The sequence below is a fragment of the Variovorax sp. CCNWLW225 genome, from assembly GCF_037204045.1.
Taxonomy (GTDB): domain Bacteria; phylum Pseudomonadota; class Gammaproteobacteria; order Burkholderiales; family Burkholderiaceae_C; genus Variovorax.
In genome coordinates this window covers 22370-40001 of the sequence record NZ_JBBCBV010000029.1, presented here as the reverse complement: position 1 = coordinate 40001, position 17632 = coordinate 22370, and the positions used below count along the sequence as shown (strand labels likewise).

Sequence of the window (17632 nt, the reverse complement as noted above, 5' to 3'; positions counted from 1 at the left end):
ATAAAGGAGGAGGGGCGCAGCCCCGGGGGACATTCGCGGAGGGGAGTACCCGGTGGCCTTTGCACACGCCCTGAAGGAAAAACACAAATGACCCAACGCATAGGAGAACAACGCAGCCCAGGCTTCTGGCCCCTCGCAATCGTGTTCGCCCTCTTCGTGCTGTTCCTCTACGGCCCGATGATCACGATCTTCATCCTGAGCTTCCAGGGCCCCGAAGGCGGCCTCACCTTTCCGCTGCGCGGCGTCTCGCTGCACTGGTTCTACAAACTGGCAGAAGGCCTGGGCACTGTCGATATCGGCGCCGCATTCAGGCGCTCGCTCGCGCTGGGCGCTGTGGTGATGGCGTTCACCGTGGTGCTCTCGGTGCTGGCCGGCCTCGCATTCCGCAAGAAGCTCGCGGGCAGCAACGCCCTGTTCTTCGTGACGGTCGCGAGCCTCATCATGCCGTCCATCATCATTTCGCTCGGCATCGGCCTGCAGTTCCGGCTCATCGACACCGGCGTGAAGAGCCTGCTCGAGGCCATGGACGCCACCACCCTGCTCGAAGGCTACGGCACCGCGCTCGGCCTGTTCAGTTCAGCGCTCGGGGCCCATCTGACCTGGACCCTGCCCTTCGGGCTGCTCATCATGTTCGCGGTGTTCAACCGCTTCAACCCCGCCTACGAAGAAGCCGCGCGCGATCTGGGTGCCACGCCCTGGCAGACCTTCCGGCACGTGGTGTTGCCGCTCATCGGCCCTTCCATCGTCGGCATCGGCATGTTCGGCTTCACCCTGTCGTGGGACGAGATTGCCCGCACTTCGCAGGCCATCGGCGACGTCAACACGCTGCCGCTCGAGTTGCAGGGCCTCACCTCGACCGTGACCACGCCGTCGATCTATGCGCTGGGCACGGTGACCACCGTCGTGTCCCTGCTGGTGATGGCCGTGGCCCTGGGCGCGGCTGCGCTGCTGCGCCGGCGTGCCGTTCGGCCGCGGTAGCGCCGAAGACCGGCGCCGCGTCTAGACCTTTTGGCGGACGTGGGCGTTTTCCTACGGCCGCCTAAAATCGCGCTCCAACAAAAGCGCAAACAATGAGAGAGGCGGGAATGCTCGACATCGACAAACTCAACGAATTCACCCGGAACCATGGCGAACTGCAGCGCGGCCGCGGCCTGGTGACAGGAACCATCGCCCTGAGCCTGGGCATCCTGTGTTTCCTGGGTGTGCTGGCATTCCACTTTCCGCAGTACCTCACAACGCCGGAGTTGCGCCGCAGCTACAACGTCGACGTGATGCGCTTCATTCTGCTGGCGGCCATGGTCATCTCGGGCGGGCTGGCGCTGGTGAACATCATCTTCAATCGCTCGCGCTGGCTCTCTTCGGCCGCATTCTTGCTGGTGGCCGCGGCCGCGCTGCTGGGCGGGCACAAGGTGCCGGTGAACGACTTTGCCGACAACACGCCCTACATCGGCCTCGACTGGTTCATTCTCGACCTGCTGGGCTCCTCGCTGATCTTCATCTTCATCGAGAAGCTGTTCGCGCTGCGCAAGGACCAGCCGGTTTTTCGCGCCGAGTGGCAAACCGACTTTCACCACTTTGTGGTCAACCACATGATCGTGGGCTTCGTGCTGCTGGCCACCAACCTGATGGTGCACAAGTTCTTCGGCTGGGCCGCCAATGACGGCATTCGCGGCTGGGTGGGCAACCTGCCTTTCTGGGCCGGGCTGCTGCTGATCATCCTGGTGGCCGACCTGGTGCAGTACTGGACCCACCGCGCCTACCACGAGGTGCCGGTGCTCTGGCGCCTTCATGCGGTGCACCACAGCGTGAAGAGCATGGACTGGATGGCGGGCTCGCGCCAGCACATTCTCGAACTGCTGATCACGCGCACGCTGGTGCTCGCGCCGATCTACGTGTTCGGCTTTTCGAAGGAAGTGATCGACGCGTACATCGTGGTGGTGGGCTTCCAGGCGGTGTTCAACCACTGCAACGTGAGCGTTCGGCTCGGCCCGCTGCGCTACATCATCGTGACGCCCAACTTCCACCACTGGCACCACAGCCAGGACGTGGAGGCGCTCGACAAGAACTATTCGGCGCACTACGCCTTTCTCGACTACATCTTCGGCACCGCGGTGAAGAGCACCAAGCTCTGGCCCGAAAAGTACGGCGTGCTGGGCGACTACGTGCCCAACGGCTTCTTCAAGCAACTGAAGTTCCCGTTCGTCTGGAAGGGATGATGCGTACCGCCCTTCTCATGGCGGCGGCCACCGCCGCGCTGCTGCTTACTGCGTGCGCCACGCGAGTGGACCTGCCCTCCAAGGACACCGGGTTGCGCCTGCGCGTGCAAAGCTCGGTCATTGCGCCCGGCAACGGCGGCGAGCTCATCGCCGCCGATGCGCTGCAGCCCGGCGACATCCTGCTGACCTCGATCGCCACGGTCAATTCCTTCGGCATTCGCCTTGGCACCTTCTCGCCGGTGAGCCATGCGGTGCTGTACCTGGGCGACGGACTGATTGCCGAAGCCGTGGGCACCGGCGTGCGCGCACGGCGGGTGGCTGATGTGGTGGACGAAGAACAGATGGTCGTCGCCTTTCGCGTGCCCGGGCTCGATGCCGCGGGGGTCGAAAAGCTCCGCGCCTGGGCCAACTCGCAGGTCGGCACCCGCTACAACACCACCGGCGTGCTGCTGAACGCGCCTTTCGTGCTGAACCGGCGCCTGTGCGAGCTGCCGCTGATACCTTCGGCCGTGAGCCACTATTGCATCAGCGGCATGGCCATGGTGCAGCTGGGCGCGAGCCGCGACGACCAGTTCTTCTGCTCGCAGTTCGTGCTCGAGGCCTACCGCCAGGCGGGCATGCCGATCACCGATGCCGACCCGCGCTGGGTAAGCCCGGCCGACCTGCTGCACATGCGCGAGGGCGACGTGCCCTCGATTGCCGCCACGCAGCCGCTGCGGTACGTGGGGCACCTGAAGTACAACGCGCCGCCGCTTCTTGCGGCCGATGGCCCCTGAATTCCCTCGTTACCGGTTTGAGCGCTCCTTTCCAGTTCGATGTCGTCGTGGTCGGCGCCGGTGCGGCCGGGCTGTTCTGCGCCGGGCTGGCGGGCCAGCGCGGGCTCAAGGTGCTGCTGGTCGACCACAGCGAGAAGGTCGGCGAAAAGATCCGCATCTCGGGCGGCGGCCGCGCCAACTTCACCAACCGCGACCTCGACGTGCGCGCCCCGCAGCGCCACTTCATCGGCGACAACCCGAATTTCTGCCGCTCGGCGCTCTCGCGCTATGCGCCTCAGCAGTTCATCGAGTTGGTGCAGAAGCACGGCATCGCCTTTCACGAGAAGCACAAAGGGCAGCTGTTCTGCGACGGCTCATCCCAGCAGATCGTCGACATGCTGCTGGCCGAATGCGATGCAGGCAACGTCACGCGCTGGCAGCCCTGCAAGCTCGGAAAGATCACGTTTTCGGCGCATGAAGACGGCACGCCGGGGCCGGATAGCTACCAAATAGATAGCAGCAAGGGCCTGATCGAAACGCCCAAGCTGGTAGTGGCCACCGGCGGCCTTTCGATTCCGCAGATCGGCGCCAGCGATTTCGGCTACCGCCTGGCCGAGCAATTCGGCCTGCGCGTGGTCACGCCCCGCCCGGCACTGGTGCCGCTGACTTTCGGCGGCGAAGCCTGGGCGCCGTATGCCGAACTGGCCGGCCTGGCGCTGCCGGTGCGCATCGAGACCGGCGCCAAGAAAGAAAAGATGGCCTTCCTCGAAGACCTGCTGTTCACGCACCGCGGCCTCTCAGGCCCGGCCGTGCTGCAGATTTCGAGCTACTGGAAGCCCGGAACCCCGCTGACGCTCGACTTTGCGCCGGGCGTGAACGTGGCCGAAGCGCTGGGTCAAGCCAAGCTCCGCTCGAAGAAGCGCATCGCCAACGAACTGGCCGCGCTGGTGCCCACACGGCTGGCGGACGCCTGGGTGGGGCAAGACCCGGCCCTGCAGCGCCCTGTCAACGAGGCCGCGGACAAGGCCCTGGCCGCCCTGGCCGAGCGCATTGCCCGCTGGCAGATCACCCCGAGCGGCACCGAGGGCTACAAGAAGGCCGAGGTCACCGCGGGCGGGGTCGACACCCGCGATTTGTCGTCCCAAACGATGGAATCCAAGCAGCCGGGCCTTTATTTCATCGGCGAAGTGGTCGATGTGACCGGTTGGTTGGGCGGATACAACTTTCAATGGGCCTGGGCGAGCGCACATGCGTGCGCAACCGCGCTATAATCGCGGGCTAACTTTGGCCTTCCCTCAACGGCCGCAAAAATTTTCAGTTGAGGAACCCCGGCTTGGGGCCTCGATCTCCCCGAGCCAAATTCAGTTCAACGATTCATCAATGACCACCATCCGCGTTAAAGAAAACGAGCCTTTCGACGTCGCCCTGCGCCGCTTCAAGCGCACCATCGAAAAGCTCGGCCTGCTGACCGACCTGCGTGCCCGCGAGTTCTACGAAAAGCCGACCGCCGAGCGCAAGCGCAAGAAGGCAGCTGCCGTCAAGCGCCACTACAAGCGCGTGCGCAGCATGCAGCTCCCCAAGAAGCTGTACTGATGCCCGTTGGCAACAGGGTCGCCGGCCTTTGACGCAAGTCGGCCCAGCGACCCGATTGCTGCCTCAGCCGCGCCAGGGAAACCTGCCGCGGCTTTTGTTTTTTCCGAACCAGGAGCCCCGAGCATGAGCCTCAAGGAACAGATCACCGAAGACATGAAGACCGCGATGCGCGCCAAGGACTCGGAGCGCCTTGGCACCATCCGCCTGCTGATGGCTGCCCTGAAGCAGAAGGAAGTGGACGAGCGCGTGGAGCTCGACGACGCAATGATCGTTGCCATCGTCGACAAGATGGTCAAGCAGCGCAAGGACTCGATCGCCGCCTTCACCACCGGCGGCCGCGCCGACCTGGCCGACAAGGAATCGGCCGAGATCAAGGTGCTCGAGGTGTACCTGCCGCAGCGCATGAGCGCCGACGAAGTGGCCACCGAGGTGAAGGCCATCGTGGCCGAACTGGGCGCCAAGGGCCCCGGCGACATGGGCAAGGTGATGGGCGCGGTCAAGACGCGCCTCGCCGGCAAGGCCGACATGGGCCAGGTGAGCGCGGCGGTCAAGGCTGCACTCGCAGGCGCCTGATGAGCGACGGCGGCTGCGCCACCACAGTGCTGAAGGCCTGCGCCTGCCTCGTCGACGCACGGGGCCGGCTGCTGGTGTTCCGCCATCCCGGCGACGGGAACATGCAGTTGCCCAAGGGCACCATCGAGCCCGGCGAATCGCCCGAGGTGGCGGTGCGCCGCGAACTGCTCGAGGAATCGGGCATCGACCACGTCGGCGAGCTGCAATCGCTCGGTACGCTGCACCGCGACTGCGAGGCCGGCACCGAGGGCAACACGCTGCGCCATCCGCAGCTTTGGCACCTGTTCCTGATGCGCGCCGAAGCCCCGCTGCCCGAAAGCTTCGACCACGTGGCCATGGGCAGTCCGGAAGAAGACGGCCTGGTGTTCTCGTTCAGCTGGCTGGCGCAGGGCGACGACGTCGAGAACTTCACCCTGCCCTACCGGCAAGCCATCGAGCGCGTTCGCGAAGCCTTGCTCGCAGCCTGAGGCTCCACTGCCGGCGGCGCCGGGCGGTAAGAGCCTCACCCCAGCGCGCGCACCACCATATAGAACCCCAGCAGCGCCAGCCCGGCCAGAAAGCAGCGCCGGAACACCGCCACGGGCAACCGCTTGCGCAGCCACGTGCCCAGCGCCATGCCGCCGATGGCCGGCAGCAACATCGCGATGGAGCCGCCGAGCGCCGACACCGGATATCCCCCGTTGCCCGCCAGCCCGATGGCGAGCACCACGGTCGACGTGGTGAATGAAATGCCCATTGCCTGGATGAGCGCATCGCGCTGGAACCCCAAGGCTTGCATATAAGGCACGGCCGGCATCGCGAACACGCCAGTGACCGCGGTGACCAGGCCCGTCGCCGCACCCACGGCAGGGCCGAGCCAGCGCTCACGCCCCGGCGGCACATGCAGTTGCCGGCCCGTGAGCCCCCACAGCGCATAGGCCACCAGTGCCAACCCGAGCGCTACCGACGCCCATGCGCCCCCGGGCACGCCAAGCCACAGTGCGCCGCCCAGCGTGCCCGCCACAATGCCGGCCTGCATGCCGCCGATGCGGCGCAGCACCGGCTTGAAAGTCGCGCGAGGCCCGGTCTGCCAAATATTGGTAACCAGCGACGGCACGATCAGCAACGCGGCCGCCTGGGCCGGCGGCATCCAGAGTGCGAGCAGCGCCATCGCCACCGTCGGCAGGCCAAGCCCGATCACCCCCTTGACCGTGCCGGCCAGCAGAAACACAGCGGCGGCGGCAAGCCAGTGGCCGGCCAGTTGGTTCGATATTTCCATCGATGCCCAGTCTGCCGGCCGGGCCCGCGCCTGCAAATGCGGCTTTGGCGCAGCCAGCCTCAGGCACAGACTGAGGCTCCCGTGCTACCTTGCGGGCTCATCATGCGATTCGACCTCACAGACCTCCGGCTGTTTCTTCACGTTGTGGAGGCCGGCAGCCTCACTGCCGGCGCGCAGCGCTCGCACATGACGCTCGCCTCGGCGAGCCAGCGCGTACGCGGCATGGAAGACGCGCTCGGCAGCCCGCTGCTCACACGGCACGCGCAGGGCGTGCGCCCCACCGAGGCGGGCCGCACGCTGCTGCACCATGCCCGCGTCGTGCTGCAGCAGATGGAGCGCATGCGCGGCGAGCTTGGCGAGTACGGCCAGGGCCTCAAGGGCCACGTGCGGTTCATGTGCGGCACCTCGGCGCTGAACGAACACCTGCCCGAGGTGTTGAGCCGCTTTCTCGCGCAGCACCCGCGCATCTCGGTCGACCTGGAAGAGCGGCCGAGCCCCGATTCTGTGGAGGCGCTGCGCGCGGGCCTGTGCGACATCGGCATCGTCTCCGACGCGGTCAGCACCGAGGGCCTCGAGTGCCATCCCTTCCGCCGCGACGACCTCGTGCTCGTGATGCCGCGCGGGCATGCATTGGCCGGGCGGCGCCGCGTACACCTGGCCGAGGTGGCCGACAGCGAATTCGTCGGCCTGACCGAGGACAGCGCGCTGCAGCGGCTGGTCACGCAGCATGCCCGCGCCATGGGCAAGCAGCTGGCCTACCGCGTGCGCGTGCGCAACTTCGAAGCGGTGTGCGGCATGGTCGAGCACGGCATCGGCGTGGGCATCGTGCCGCAGACCGCGGCCGTGCGCTGCGCCCGTTCGATGAAGATCGCGCGCGCCGGCTTGAGCGATGCATGGGCCGAGCGCACGCTGATGGCCTGCGTGCGTTCGTCGGAAGACCTGCCGCTCAACGCGCGCCGCATGCTGGAGCATTTGCTGACGCCGCCGGAGAAGGTTGCGGCGAAGTAGCCGGGCCGCCACCGCATTGGCGCCTCCGTTGCGGCCGCCGCAGGCTCAGGCCGCTGCCGGCTCGGGAAACTCGATCTGGATCTTCACGTCGGTCGCCTTGCCAGCCGCCGCCTCTTCGAAGGCCTTGATGCCGTCTTCGAAAGCGAAGGTGCGCGAGATGAACGGCTTCACGTTCACCTGCCCCGAGGCGATCAGCGCGAGCGCGCGCGGAAAGATGTTGGCGTAGCGAAAAACGGATTCGATGCGCACTTCCTTCGCCTGGATCGCGACGATGTCGAAGGCCACCTTGGCGGGCGGAATGCCCACCAGCACCAGGCACCCGCCGGGGCACAGCAGGTCGAAGATGCCGTCGAAGGCGCGCGTGCTGCCGCTGGCTTCGAACACCACATTGGCGCCCCAGCCGTCGGTGAGCGTCTTCACGGTTTCCGCAAGGTTGGTGTCACGCACGTTGACCGTGGTCACCGCGGGATTGCCGGCAAACAGCGCCAGCTTTTCAGCAACCAGGTCGGCAAGGATCACGCGCGCCGCACCGCCCGCGAGCGCGGCCAGTGCCGTCATGGCGCCGATGGTGCCGGCACCCACGACAACCGCCACGTCGCCAGGCTTGAGCGCCGCCTTTTTAGCAGCCTGCAGGCCGATGGCCAGCGGCTCGACGATCGCGCCTTCGCCAAAGCTCACGTTGTCCGGCAGGCGAAAGGTGAATGCGGCCGGATGCACGACGAAAGGCGTGAGGCAACCGTGGATGGGCGGCGTGGCCCAGAAGCGCACGGCCGGATCGAGGTTGTAGATGCCTTCGCGCGTCGCGCGCGAATCCATCTGCGGAATGCCGGGCTCCATGCACACCCGGTCGCCGGGCTTCAGGTGCGTGACCTCGGCCCCGACTTCGGCCACCACGCCGGAAGCTTCGTGGCCGAGGATCATCGGCTCGTCGACCGTGTAGGGGCCGATGCCGCCATGCTGGTAGTAGTGAACATCGCTGCCGCAAACGCCCACCGTGTGCATGCGGATCTTCACGTCGCGGGGCCCCACGTGCAGGGGAACCTCGACGTCGCGCAGCGTGAGTTCGTGCGCCTTTTCCAGAACAAGTGCTCTCATGTCGATCTTTCGCTAAGGGTGTGCTTGAGGGTTTCAGTGCAAGGGCGTGTCGGCGCGCAGCAGCGAGGCGCCGGTTTCAACGTCGAACAGGTGCATCTGCAGCGGGTCGGGCACGAAGCTGACGCGCTCGCGCAGCCGCGGCCCTTGCGCCGAGGGCATCAGCGCGGAAATTTCGCTGCCGTCCGCACCAAAGCTCACCAGCACTTCGTTGCCGAGATATTCGATGAGCTGCACCTCGCCCGAGAAGCCGCCGTTGCGCCCATCGTTCGTGTCGACCTGCAGGTGCGCGGGGCGCACGCCCAGGGTCACGCGCTCGCGCCCTTCGAGCGCGAACCGGCGCGCGTCCACCTGCACGCTGCCGCCCCGGCCGCTCAGCTCGCAGCGCCCGCCAAGGTCCCTGACCGACATCTCCACGAGGTTCATCGGCGGTGTGCCGATGAAGCCGGCCACGAAGGCCGAGCGCGGCCGTTCGAAGATCTCCTTGGGCGAGCCCACCTGCTCGATGCTTCCGTCGCGCAGCAGCACGATGCGGTCGGCCAGCGTCATCGCCTCGTGCTGGTCATGCGTCACGTACACGGTGGTGGTCTTCAGTGCCTGGTGCAGCCGGGCGATCTCGATGCGCATGTGGTTGCGCAGCTTGGCATCGAGGTTGGACAGCGGCTCGTCGAACAGGAAGACCTTGGGCGTCTTGATCATGGCGCGCGCAATCGCCACGCGTTGCTGCTGGCCGCCCGAAAGTTCCGCCGGCTTGCGCTGCAGGTAGCGCTCCAGCCCGAGCGTGTCGGACACCTCCTTTATGCGGCTGTCGATCTCGGCCTTGGGCACCTTCAGGCGCTTGAGGCCGAAGGCAATGTTGTCGCGCACCGTCATGTGCGGATAAAGCGCGTAGTTCTGGAACACCATGGCAATGCCGCGCTCCTGCGGCGGCAGGTCGTTCACGCGCCGGCCGCCGATCAGCAGGTCGCCGTCGCTGATTTCTTCCAGCCCCGCCAGCATGCGCAGGATGGTCGACTTGCCGCAGCCCGAAGGCCCGAGAAACACGACGAACTCGTTGTCCGACACTTCCAGGTCGAACTGGTGCACGACCTGCGTGTCGCCGTAACGCTTGATGATGTTGTTGCAGCTGATCGCGGACATGGTCTGCCTTCCGGAAAGTTGATCGGCCCGGCTCATGCGCCGTCCCTTTTGCGCTTGAACGCGGCGTTGAGAAAGCCGCTGAGCACCCCGACCATCAACAGCGGCGGCAGCGACAGCAGGATGACGGAGGCATTCAGAATGCCCCAGGGCACGTCGCGCCCCAGTTGACTGAGCTCCGAGGCGACGATGGGCAGCGTCTTGGCGTCCGAGGTGGTGAGCATCAGCGCAATGAGAAACTCGTTCCACACCAGCACAAAGCCGAAGGCGATGGCGCCGATCAGCGAGCGAGCGGCAATCGGCAGCGACACGCGAAAGAAGATGGCGTAAGGCCCGTAGCCGTCGACCCGGCCGGCCTCCTCCACCTCTTTGGGCACCGCCTTGAAAGCCGGAATCGCCAGCCAGATCACGGTGGAGAGCGTGAGCAGCGTGTAGGTCACGATGAGCGCAATGCGGGTGTCGTAGAGCTCCAGTTGCAGCCAGATCACCATCAGCGGAATGGCGACGGCAACCGGCGGCAGAAATCGCATCGACAAGACGAAGAACTGGATGTCGTTGGCCCAGCGCAGCGGATAGCGCGCCAGCGCATAGGCGGCAGGCAGCCCCAGCACCGCGCCAATGACCACAGCCGAGCCGACCACCACCAGCGAGTTGATCAACCCGCTGGCCACGGAATCGCGGCCAAGCACGTAGAGGTAGTTTTCGAGTGTCGGCGTGAAGACGAACTTGGGCACCGCCGAGACGATGTCCACCCGGTTCTTGAACGAGTTGATGAACGTCCACAGCACCGGCACCAGCGCCGAGAGCCCCGCGCCCACCAGCACCAGGCGCGCGAGCAGCGTGCCAAGGGAGAACGGCTTCTTCTTGTTCACGAGGGTCGCGTCCATTTCCAGATGTAGGTGAATGCCACGGTCGAGGCGACCATCATCAGCACCGCCATGCTCGAGGCGTACGAAATGCGGCCCGACTCGATGAAGCCCTGCGAAAAGGCGTACATGTCCAGCGTTTCTGTGGAAATGCCGGGCCCGCCGCGCGTCATCACGTAGATCAGGTCGAACGCGCGCAGCGACTCGACCATCTTCACGAAGGCCAGGCTGATGAGCGGCGCCTTCAGCATCGGCAACGCCACGTAGGCGTAGACCTCCCACGTCTTCGCATGGTCCATGCGCGCGGCCTCGAAAGGTTGCGGCGGCAGCGTTTCGAGCAGCTTGAGCACGATGACGGCAAAGAACAGCCCCCACTGCCACACGTCGACGAAGGCCACGGTCAGCAGCGCCGTCACCGGGCTGGCAAGCAGGTCCAGCGGCTCGCCGGTAATCGCCTTGTACGGCCAGGTCAACAGGCCGAACAACGGATGGAAGGCAAATTTCCATACGAAGGCGGCCGACACGCGCGGCAGCAGCACCGGCACGATGAACAGCATCGACAGCACGTTGCGCCAGCGCGGTGTCGCGCATTGGAAGAGCAGCACGCCCAGCAGCACGGCCAGGCCCATGGTGGCGCTGACGGTCAGCACTTCCCACGTCAGCGACACACCCACCGAGTTCAGGAAGCGCCGGTCCGAAAACAGCTGGACATAGTTCGACAACCACACCCAGCTCGAATCGGCCTGCCCCAGCTCACGGTCCTGCAGCGAGATGACGATGGCAAACAGCGTGGGCACCAGCGCCAGAACCGCCAGCACCAGCAGCCCCGGCCCGATGAAGACGGCCGGGAGCCTGGTCTTGTTGCGCCTTGTCTTCTTCACTTCTTGCGTCGCGCGATCAGCTGCCTGGCGTAGGCGTCGAGTTCGTCCAGCCCGCCCTTGATGTCGCTGCGCGAGCCGGTGATCAGCTCTTCGAGAATGATTCCCCAGCGGTCGCCCAGGTCGGGCCAGGCCGGGTCTTGCCAGAAGTTCACCGCTGTGAGCTTGCCGGTGTCCGCCAGCGCCTTGCCCAGGTCGGCGCCGTAGCGCTTGGCGAACTCGGGGCTGCCGAGCACGCTGGTGCGGTTCAGTTCGCCGAACTGGCCTTCGGCAAGGCGACGCTGCTCGTTCTTCTTGGAGGTGGCCCAGGCGATGAACAGGCCCGCGCACTTCTTCGCCTCTTCCGTCTTGTTGGCCTTGGTGCCGATGGCCAGCCCGTGGCCGTAGCCGCCGCCGGTCAGCGGCGAAGGCGGCGGCAGGTAGGCCACTTTGCCGATCACGGTAGACATCTTCGGGTCGAGCGCGTTGCCCGCCAGCGGTGTCGATTCGATCAGCATCGCCACCTTGCCGGCCAGGAATGCGCCCGTGGACTCGTCCCATCCACCGGTCTTCGTGCCCGGCGCCGAATACTTGAACAGTTCGAGATAAGTCTGCGTGGCCTTCACCGCTGCAGGCGAGTTGAACACCGGCTTGTCGCCGTCGAACCACTGGCCGCCGTTGCCGCGGAAGAACGGCATCCAGCGCCATACGTTGGCGCCCGAGCCGCGCTGGCCGCGCAAGGCCACGCCGTAGATCCCGTTGGCGGGGTCGTTGAGCTTCTTCGCGGCGGCGACAAATTCCTCCAGCGTGGCCGGTGGCTTGATGCCGGCCTTTTCGAGCAGGTCCTTGCGGTACACCAGCAGGTCGCCGCCGCCGGTGAGCGGCGCGAACCAGGCCTCGCCGCCGAAGGTGGCCACCTTCTGCCGGCCGGGGTCGAAGTCCGCGTAGTCGTAGTCGGCCGGGTAGTACTTCGCTAGCGGCGCAATCCATTTCGACTGCGCGAACAGCGGCACATTGGCCTCGTCGACGTAGTACACGTTGTACTTTCCGACAGTGGATGCGTCGGCGCGCGTCTTGGTGCGACGGTCGTTCTCGTTGAGGTTGTCGATGCTGAAGGAGGCGCCGCTCAGGCTCTTGAACTCGTCCTTGTACTTTTCGAGCAGGGTCAGGCCGTCGCGGGGCTGCGACAGCACGCGCACGTCTTCCTTGCAGACCTGGGCCTGCGCTTGGCCCCAGGTGGCCAGCGCTGCCAGCAGCATGGTGCCGGCCGTGATGCGGCGTGTGGTTCGAGTCGACATCGTTCGTCTCCTAGTGGCTTGTTGTGGATTGCCGGCAACTTGCCGGCGCGTGGACGGCAGAAGCAGGAGGGACGAAGCGTATGCAGCCGATGCCCGGCGCCGCGTACACGCAGACCGGTTGACTGATATTTTTATGACCAGCCGGCTCGGGGTTTTGCCGGGGGTCAGGGTTGTATCAGGCGAGCAGTTCCGCCATCTTCGACAACGCCGCCTCGGGCGTCGGCGCAATGTGGATCGAGCAGGCCAGCATGAGGTTCAGCGGCTGTCCGAAGTCCTCGACCGCAATGCCGCTGCCGTTTTCGCGCAGCACGCCGGCCGGATCGACCGCGCATGGCAAGGCGGACCTGGCGCGGTCCGCATAGCTGCCTTCCGGAACGCCATAGGCCACGACCGGAATGCCGAGCGCCACCGCGGCGCCAACCTCGAACACCGTGCCCGAATCGGGCTCCAGTCCACGAAAGCACGCCAGATTGGCCACCACACCGTCGGCACCGCGAAGGCGCAGCATGTTGGCCTCGTAGATGCGCTTTTCGGGAGCTTCGGCGCTCAGCTCCTCGTTGCCGTCGGCCGGCAGCAGGGCCGCAAGCCCCAGCGCCTCGCAGGCCGCCGCAAGCCGCACGAAGTGGTCCCGCGCGTCGGGGCGAAAGACGTCGGGCCCCGCCAGGTAGATGCGCGGGCGTGACGGGGGTTGAGGGTCTTCTTTCATGGACTGGGCATTTTCAAGCCGCGGCAGCAACCGGCGTGTTCTGCGCCGTGCGAAGTCCGAACCGGTCTTGCGCCTGGTGCCGGTAAGCCGAGGGTGTCATGCCCTTGAGCTGAAGAAAACGCCGGTTGAAATTGGCGAGGTTCGAAAAGCCCACCTCATAGCAGATGTCGCTCACCAGCCGGTCGGAAACTTGCAGCATCTCGCAGGCTTTCGAAATGCGCAGACGGGTGACGAAGTCGGTGAACGTACTGCCCATGTGCTTGTGAAAGTAGCGCGAGAAGCTGCTTTCGGCCATGTTGGCCACCGCGCACACCGCCGGCAGCGAGAGGTCTTCGGTGAGGTGCTGGTCGAGGTAGTCGAGCACGCGGCGCATGCGCGAGTTGGCGCTCGGGTCTTCGCCCAGCGGGCCTGCGGCACTCGAAATCTGGCGATAGTCTTCCCAGTTGGCGAGCTCGTGCAGCAGGCCGATGAACTCCGACAGCCGGGCCAGGCCCTCCTGCGCCTGAACACGCGCAAAGCGCTCCCGCACGCGCTCGCCGATACCGAAGAACTCGACGCCGAGCTTCGCGCGGTCGAGCATCGGCAGCACCGCCTCCAGCTCGGGGAACAAGCCCACGCCCTTGCGCAGCGGTTCGTCGCGAAAATGAATGACCATGCTGCGATCGGCAATGCCCTCGGGCGGCACGCCGTCCGAGATCCAGGTGTGCGGCAGGCGCCCGCCCACAAGCGCAACGTAGCCGGGCTCGAAGCGTCCGATGTGGTTGCCGACATAGGCATCGCCGCTGCTGCGGTTGATGATCTGCAGTTCGTACTCGTCGTGGTAGTGCCAGCAGTCGAACGGCCAGGGCACGCCGTGCTGCAGGCAGCGCACGGAGCTCCCGCCCGCCGGCTCGAATCCGAGCCGCGGATCGCGCATCAGTTCATGTTCGAGTTCCGGCTTTCGCGCGGTGTGGTGTCTGCTCATGGCTTCTCTCGGGGGTGGCTTGCTTGCCTGTCAGGCCCTGTCGCCTTGCCAAGCCCGGCATCGGCCCGGCTGCGAAACTGCCGCGGCGTCACGCCGTTGCGCAACCTGAACCGGCGGCTGAAGTAAACCGCATCGCCAAAGCCGCACTGCCGCGCGATGTCGGCAATGCGCGCGTTCGACGTCAGCAGCAGTTCCTTCGCGCGCTCCAGGCGGCGTTCGGTCACCAGTTCGGTGAAGGTGCGGTGGGTCTGCTTCTTGAGCAGGTGCGCAAGGTAGTTGGGCGACAGCATGGCGGCCGCGGCGGCATCGTTGAGCGACATCTCTTCGCCCAGGTGCTCGCGCACATAGCGCATCACGCGCTGCAGCGCATCGCCGCCCGAGCAGCGGCCGCTCTGCAGCGCGGCCTGCGCGAGCAGCTGCGCCTCGTGCCGGCTGCAGGCCAGGCCCATCAGCTGCAGCAGAATGCCGCGGATCGCGCCCACGCTGCCGAAGCGCCGCTCGCGGTTCAGCACGGCAAGCTCTTCGAGCCAGCCGAGGATGCGCGCGAAATCGGCGTCGCCGAAATGAAAGTCCATGTACTCCTGGAACAGAAAGGGCGCGAGCTCGGGCTGGCGCGACACGGGCACCTCTTCGAGGTCGAGCGCCTCGACCGGCAGTTCGGGCCAGAGAAACCCCTGGTCGAAGTTCACGATGGCATAGCGGGCGCCGGGGGGGTGCGGCACCACGTGCACGCGGTAGGGCAGCACAAAGCTCAGGTGCCCGGCAGTGAACGGGCGCACCGCCCCGCCCACCACCTGCTGCGAGCCGCCATGGATGCTGACCTGGATCTGGAAATACTCGTGCCGGTGCGGCCGCGCCAGCACGTCCCGCGCGCCTTCGAAGCGGATGTCGAAGTCGAGATGGTTCGCGCGCTCCTGCATGCCGTAGAGGCGAAGGCTGGATTGAAGGGCCGACATGGCGCGATGGTAAGCCTTTGCCCCGGGCCTGCCGAGCGGCGGCGGGTGTTGCTTGCGTCCTGTTTTTGCGTAGATGCGTGCGGTAGCGCTGCGCCAGCGCGCTCCAGAATGGCCCGGCTGACCCCGGCCGGTTTTCATCGCCCAACAAAAGATTCAGGAGACAAAAATCATGTCCAGTTCACGACGCGGCCTGCTGGCCGGCTCTGCCGCCATGGCGGCCGGCGCAGTTGCCGGTTGCGCCCTGCCGGCCGGCGCATCGCGGGCGCCGCAAACGCCCTTCACGGTTGCGCAGACCACGGTTCCGATCGTCGGCAGCGAGCAGGCGTTTCCGGTGCGGCGCATCTACTGCATCGGCCGCAACTATGCGGCCCACGCGCGCGAAATGGGCTCCGACCCCACTCGCGAGCCGCCCTTCTTCTTCCAGAAGCCGGCGGATGCGATCCAGGTCGTGATGCCCGGCACCGTGGCCGACCATCCGTACCCGACGCTCACCAAGAACTATCACTACGAGGTGGAACTGGTCGTGGCCCTTGCCAAGGGTGGCCGCAACATCGCGCCCGCGGATGCGCTGGGGCTGGTCTACGGCTATTCGCTCGGCCTGGACATGACCCGCCGCGACCTGCAGCGCGAAATGGGCGACCAGAAAAAGCCCTGGGAAATCGGCAAGAGCTTCGACCATTCGGCGCCCATCGGCCCGATTCATCCGGTGGCGAAGGTCGGGCACTACACCGACGGGTCGATCTGGCTCAAGGTGAACGGCCAGACCAAGCAGAACGCCACGCTCAAGCACATGATCTGGTCGGTGGCGGAGCAGATCAGCCGCCTGTCGCAGGCGTTCGAGCTGATGCCCGGCGACATCATCTATTCGGGCACGCCGGAAAACGTGGGCCCGGTGGTGCGCGGCGACGTGATCGAGATCCACATCGACGGGCTGCCGAACCTTTCGGTCCGGATCGTCTGAGGAATTGGCCGGCTCAGCTGCCGGCCACCTTCATGCGGTTGACCAGCACCGAGCCCGTGGTCTTGGCGCCGAAGGTGTAGGCATCGGCGCCAATGGCCTCGATGCCCATCAGCATGTCCTTCAGGTTGCCGGCGATGGTGATCTCCTGCACCGGAAAGGCGATGCGCCCTTTCTCGACCCAGAAGCCGCTGGCACCGCGCGAATAGTCGCCGGTCACGTAGTTCACGCCCTGCCCCATCAGCTCGATCACGAAGAGGCCCGTGCCCAGCTTGGCGAGCATGGCGTCCAGGTCGTCGCCGGCCCTGGTGAGGCGGGAGCTCAGCGTGAGGTTGTGCGAGCCGCCGGCATTGCCGGTGGTCTTCATGCCGAGCTTGCGCGCCGAATAGGTCGACAGGAAGTAGCCTTCGAGCCGGCCGGCATCCACCACCTTGCGCGCGCGGGTTTTCACGCCTTCGTCGTCGAACGGCGAGCTGCCCTTGCCGCGCGGGATGTGCGGGTCTTCGGCCACGTCCACGTGCTTGGGCAGCACCGGTTTGCCGAGCGAATCGAGCAGGAAGGTGCTCTTGCGGTAGAGCGCTCCGCCGCTCACGGCCTGCACCAGCCCGCCCAACAGGCCCACGGCCAGCGGCGACTCGAACAGCACCGGGCATTCGGTGGTCTTGATCTTGCGCGACTTCAGCCGGCTCAGCGCCCGCTCGGCGGCGTAACGGCCCACGGCTTGCGGGCTGGCCAGCTCGTCGGCCGAGCGCATGGAGCTGTACCAGGAGTCGCGCTGCATGTCGTCGCCCTTGCCGGCGATGGGCGCAACCGAAATCGAATGCCGCGAGCTGGCGTAGCCGCCGCGAAAACCGTGCGTGTGGGCGCTGAAGAAGTGGCTCTGCTGGGCCGAAACGCCCGCGCCTTCGCTGTTGGTAATGCGCTTGTCGGTCGAAAGCGCCGCCTCTTCGCATTCGAGCGCCAGCCTGGCGGCCTGCTCGCTCGTCACGTCCCAGGGATGGAACAGGTCGAGTTCGGGGTGGTCCTTGGCAATGTCTTCCTCGTCGGGAAGGCCGCTCACCGGGTCTTCGGCCGTGAAGCGGGCAATGTCGTAGGCCGCTTGCACGGTCTGGGCAATGGCCGCCTCCGAAAAGTCGGAGGTGCTGGCGTTGCCGCGGCGATGGCCCAGGTAGACCGTGATGCCCAGCGACTTGTCGCGGTTGCGCTCCACGTTCTCAAGCTCGCCCTTGCGGACCGAGACACTGAGGCCGCAGCCCTCGGAGGCCTCGGCGCCGGCATCGGTTGCACCGAGCTTTTTGGCGTGGGCCAGGGCCGTGTCGACCAGGTTTTCGAAGAAGGAGCGGCTGTAGGCGAAGCCGGAATCGGCGCGCGAGGAAGATGTCGTCATGTGGTGGC

General features: G+C 66.1%; 19 protein-coding genes. 9 read left to right on the top strand and 10 right to left on the bottom strand.

Annotated features, from left to right (window positions below):
* The first annotated feature begins 87 nt into the window (after positions 1–87).
* From V9L20_RS26155 to V9L20_RS26125, 7 genes are all read left to right on the top strand, one after another.
* The gene (locus V9L20_RS26155; protein ID WP_258508017.1) at positions 88–978 is read left to right on the top strand and encodes an ABC transporter permease; all 891 of its coding nucleotides are present in this window, start codon (positions 88–90) and stop codon (positions 976–978) included.
* 107 nt (positions 979–1085) lie between these two features.
* A complete protein-coding gene (locus tag V9L20_RS26150; protein ID WP_337298772.1) occupies positions 1086–2216 on the top strand; it encodes a sterol desaturase family protein in 1131 nt (376 codons plus the stop codon).
* A complete protein-coding gene (locus tag V9L20_RS26145; protein WP_258508026.1) occupies positions 2213–2992 on the top strand; it encodes a YaeF family permuted papain-like enzyme in 780 nt (259 codons plus the stop codon). Before V9L20_RS26150 ends, V9L20_RS26145 begins: the two co-directional genes overlap by 4 nt.
* Before the next feature lie 17 nt (positions 2993–3009).
* Positions 3010–4242, top strand: coding sequence for an NAD(P)/FAD-dependent oxidoreductase (locus V9L20_RS26140; RefSeq protein ID WP_337298770.1), 1233 nt, complete (start codon positions 3010–3012; stop codon positions 4240–4242).
* Positions 4243–4351: 109 nt separating this feature from the next.
* Positions 4352–4564, top strand: coding sequence for a 30S ribosomal protein S21 (rpsU, locus tag V9L20_RS26135; protein ID WP_007833691.1), 213 nt, complete (start codon positions 4352–4354; stop codon positions 4562–4564).
* Positions 4565–4687: 123 nt separating this feature from the next.
* Positions 4688–5137, top strand: coding sequence for a GatB/YqeY domain-containing protein (locus tag V9L20_RS26130; protein ID WP_157614774.1), 450 nt, complete (start codon positions 4688–4690; stop codon positions 5135–5137).
* Positions 5137–5604 (top strand): NUDIX domain-containing protein, encoded by a 468-nt coding sequence (locus V9L20_RS26125; protein WP_258508040.1) that lies wholly within the window; start codon positions 5137–5139, stop codon positions 5602–5604. Before V9L20_RS26130 ends, V9L20_RS26125 begins: the two co-directional genes overlap by 1 nt.
* A 35-nt stretch (positions 5605–5639) precedes the next feature.
* On the opposite strand, the gene V9L20_RS26120 is transcribed toward V9L20_RS26125, so the two are convergent.
* Positions 5640–6395: a sulfite exporter TauE/SafE family protein gene (locus V9L20_RS26120; protein ID WP_337298769.1), complete on the bottom strand. Its 756-nt coding sequence runs from the start codon at positions 6393–6395 to the stop codon at positions 5640–5642.
* Between the two features lie 102 nt (positions 6396–6497).
* Between V9L20_RS26120 and V9L20_RS26115 the strand changes: the two genes are divergently transcribed.
* Positions 6498–7403 carry a LysR family transcriptional regulator gene (locus V9L20_RS26115; RefSeq protein ID WP_258508043.1) on the top strand — a complete coding sequence of 302 codons (906 nt, stop codon included), beginning with the start codon at positions 6498–6500 and terminating at the stop codon, positions 7401–7403.
* 45 nt (positions 7404–7448) lie between these two features.
* Here V9L20_RS26115 and V9L20_RS26110 read toward each other — a convergent pair whose 3' ends face one another.
* From V9L20_RS26110 to V9L20_RS26075, 8 genes are all read right to left on the bottom strand, one after another.
* Positions 7449–8498: an NAD(P)-dependent alcohol dehydrogenase gene (locus tag V9L20_RS26110; RefSeq protein WP_258508045.1), complete on the bottom strand. Its 1050-nt coding sequence runs from the start codon at positions 8496–8498 to the stop codon at positions 7449–7451.
* Positions 8499–8531: 33 nt separating this feature from the next.
* Positions 8532–9635, bottom strand: a complete 1104-nt coding sequence (locus V9L20_RS26105) for an ABC transporter ATP-binding protein (protein WP_337298768.1) — start codon at positions 9633–9635, stop codon at positions 8532–8534.
* A gap of 32 nt (positions 9636–9667) precedes the next feature.
* A complete protein-coding gene (locus tag V9L20_RS26100) occupies positions 9668–10519 on the bottom strand; it encodes a carbohydrate ABC transporter permease (RefSeq protein ID WP_337298767.1) in 852 nt (283 codons plus the stop codon).
* Positions 10501–11379 (bottom strand): carbohydrate ABC transporter permease, encoded by an 879-nt coding sequence (locus tag V9L20_RS26095; RefSeq protein WP_157614781.1) that lies wholly within the window; start codon positions 11377–11379, stop codon positions 10501–10503. Before V9L20_RS26095 ends, V9L20_RS26100 begins: the two co-directional genes overlap by 19 nt.
* The gene (locus V9L20_RS26090; RefSeq protein ID WP_337298766.1) at positions 11376–12653 is read right to left on the bottom strand and encodes an ABC transporter substrate-binding protein; all 1278 of its coding nucleotides are present in this window, start codon (positions 12651–12653) and stop codon (positions 11376–11378) included. Before V9L20_RS26090 ends, V9L20_RS26095 begins: the two co-directional genes overlap by 4 nt.
* A 175-nt stretch (positions 12654–12828) precedes the next feature.
* Positions 12829–13359 carry a nucleoside 2-deoxyribosyltransferase gene (locus tag V9L20_RS26085; protein ID WP_258508051.1) on the bottom strand — a complete coding sequence of 177 codons (531 nt, stop codon included), beginning with the start codon at positions 13357–13359 and terminating at the stop codon, positions 12829–12831.
* 13 nt (positions 13360–13372) lie between these two features.
* Positions 13373–14323, bottom strand: coding sequence for an AraC family transcriptional regulator (locus tag V9L20_RS26080; RefSeq protein ID WP_337298765.1), 951 nt, complete (start codon positions 14321–14323; stop codon positions 13373–13375).
* On the bottom strand, positions 14320–15243 hold the full coding sequence (locus tag V9L20_RS26075; RefSeq protein ID WP_337298774.1) for a helix-turn-helix transcriptional regulator: 924 nt from the start codon (positions 15241–15243) through the stop codon (positions 14320–14322). The genes V9L20_RS26080 and V9L20_RS26075 overlap by 4 nt, the downstream gene beginning before the upstream one ends.
* Positions 15244–15448: 205 nt before the next feature.
* Here V9L20_RS26075 and V9L20_RS26070 point away from each other — a divergent pair, with 205 nt between their 5' ends.
* Positions 15449–16240 carry a fumarylacetoacetate hydrolase family protein gene (locus V9L20_RS26070; protein WP_258501347.1) on the top strand — a complete coding sequence of 264 codons (792 nt, stop codon included), beginning with the start codon at positions 15449–15451 and terminating at the stop codon, positions 16238–16240.
* Between the two features lie 13 nt (positions 16241–16253).
* Here V9L20_RS26070 and pmbA read toward each other — a convergent pair whose 3' ends face one another.
* Entirely contained in the window at positions 16254–17624 is a 1371-nt protein-coding gene (gene pmbA / locus V9L20_RS26065; protein WP_337298764.1) for a metalloprotease PmbA, read from the bottom strand.
* Positions 17625–17632 lie beyond the last annotated feature (8 nt).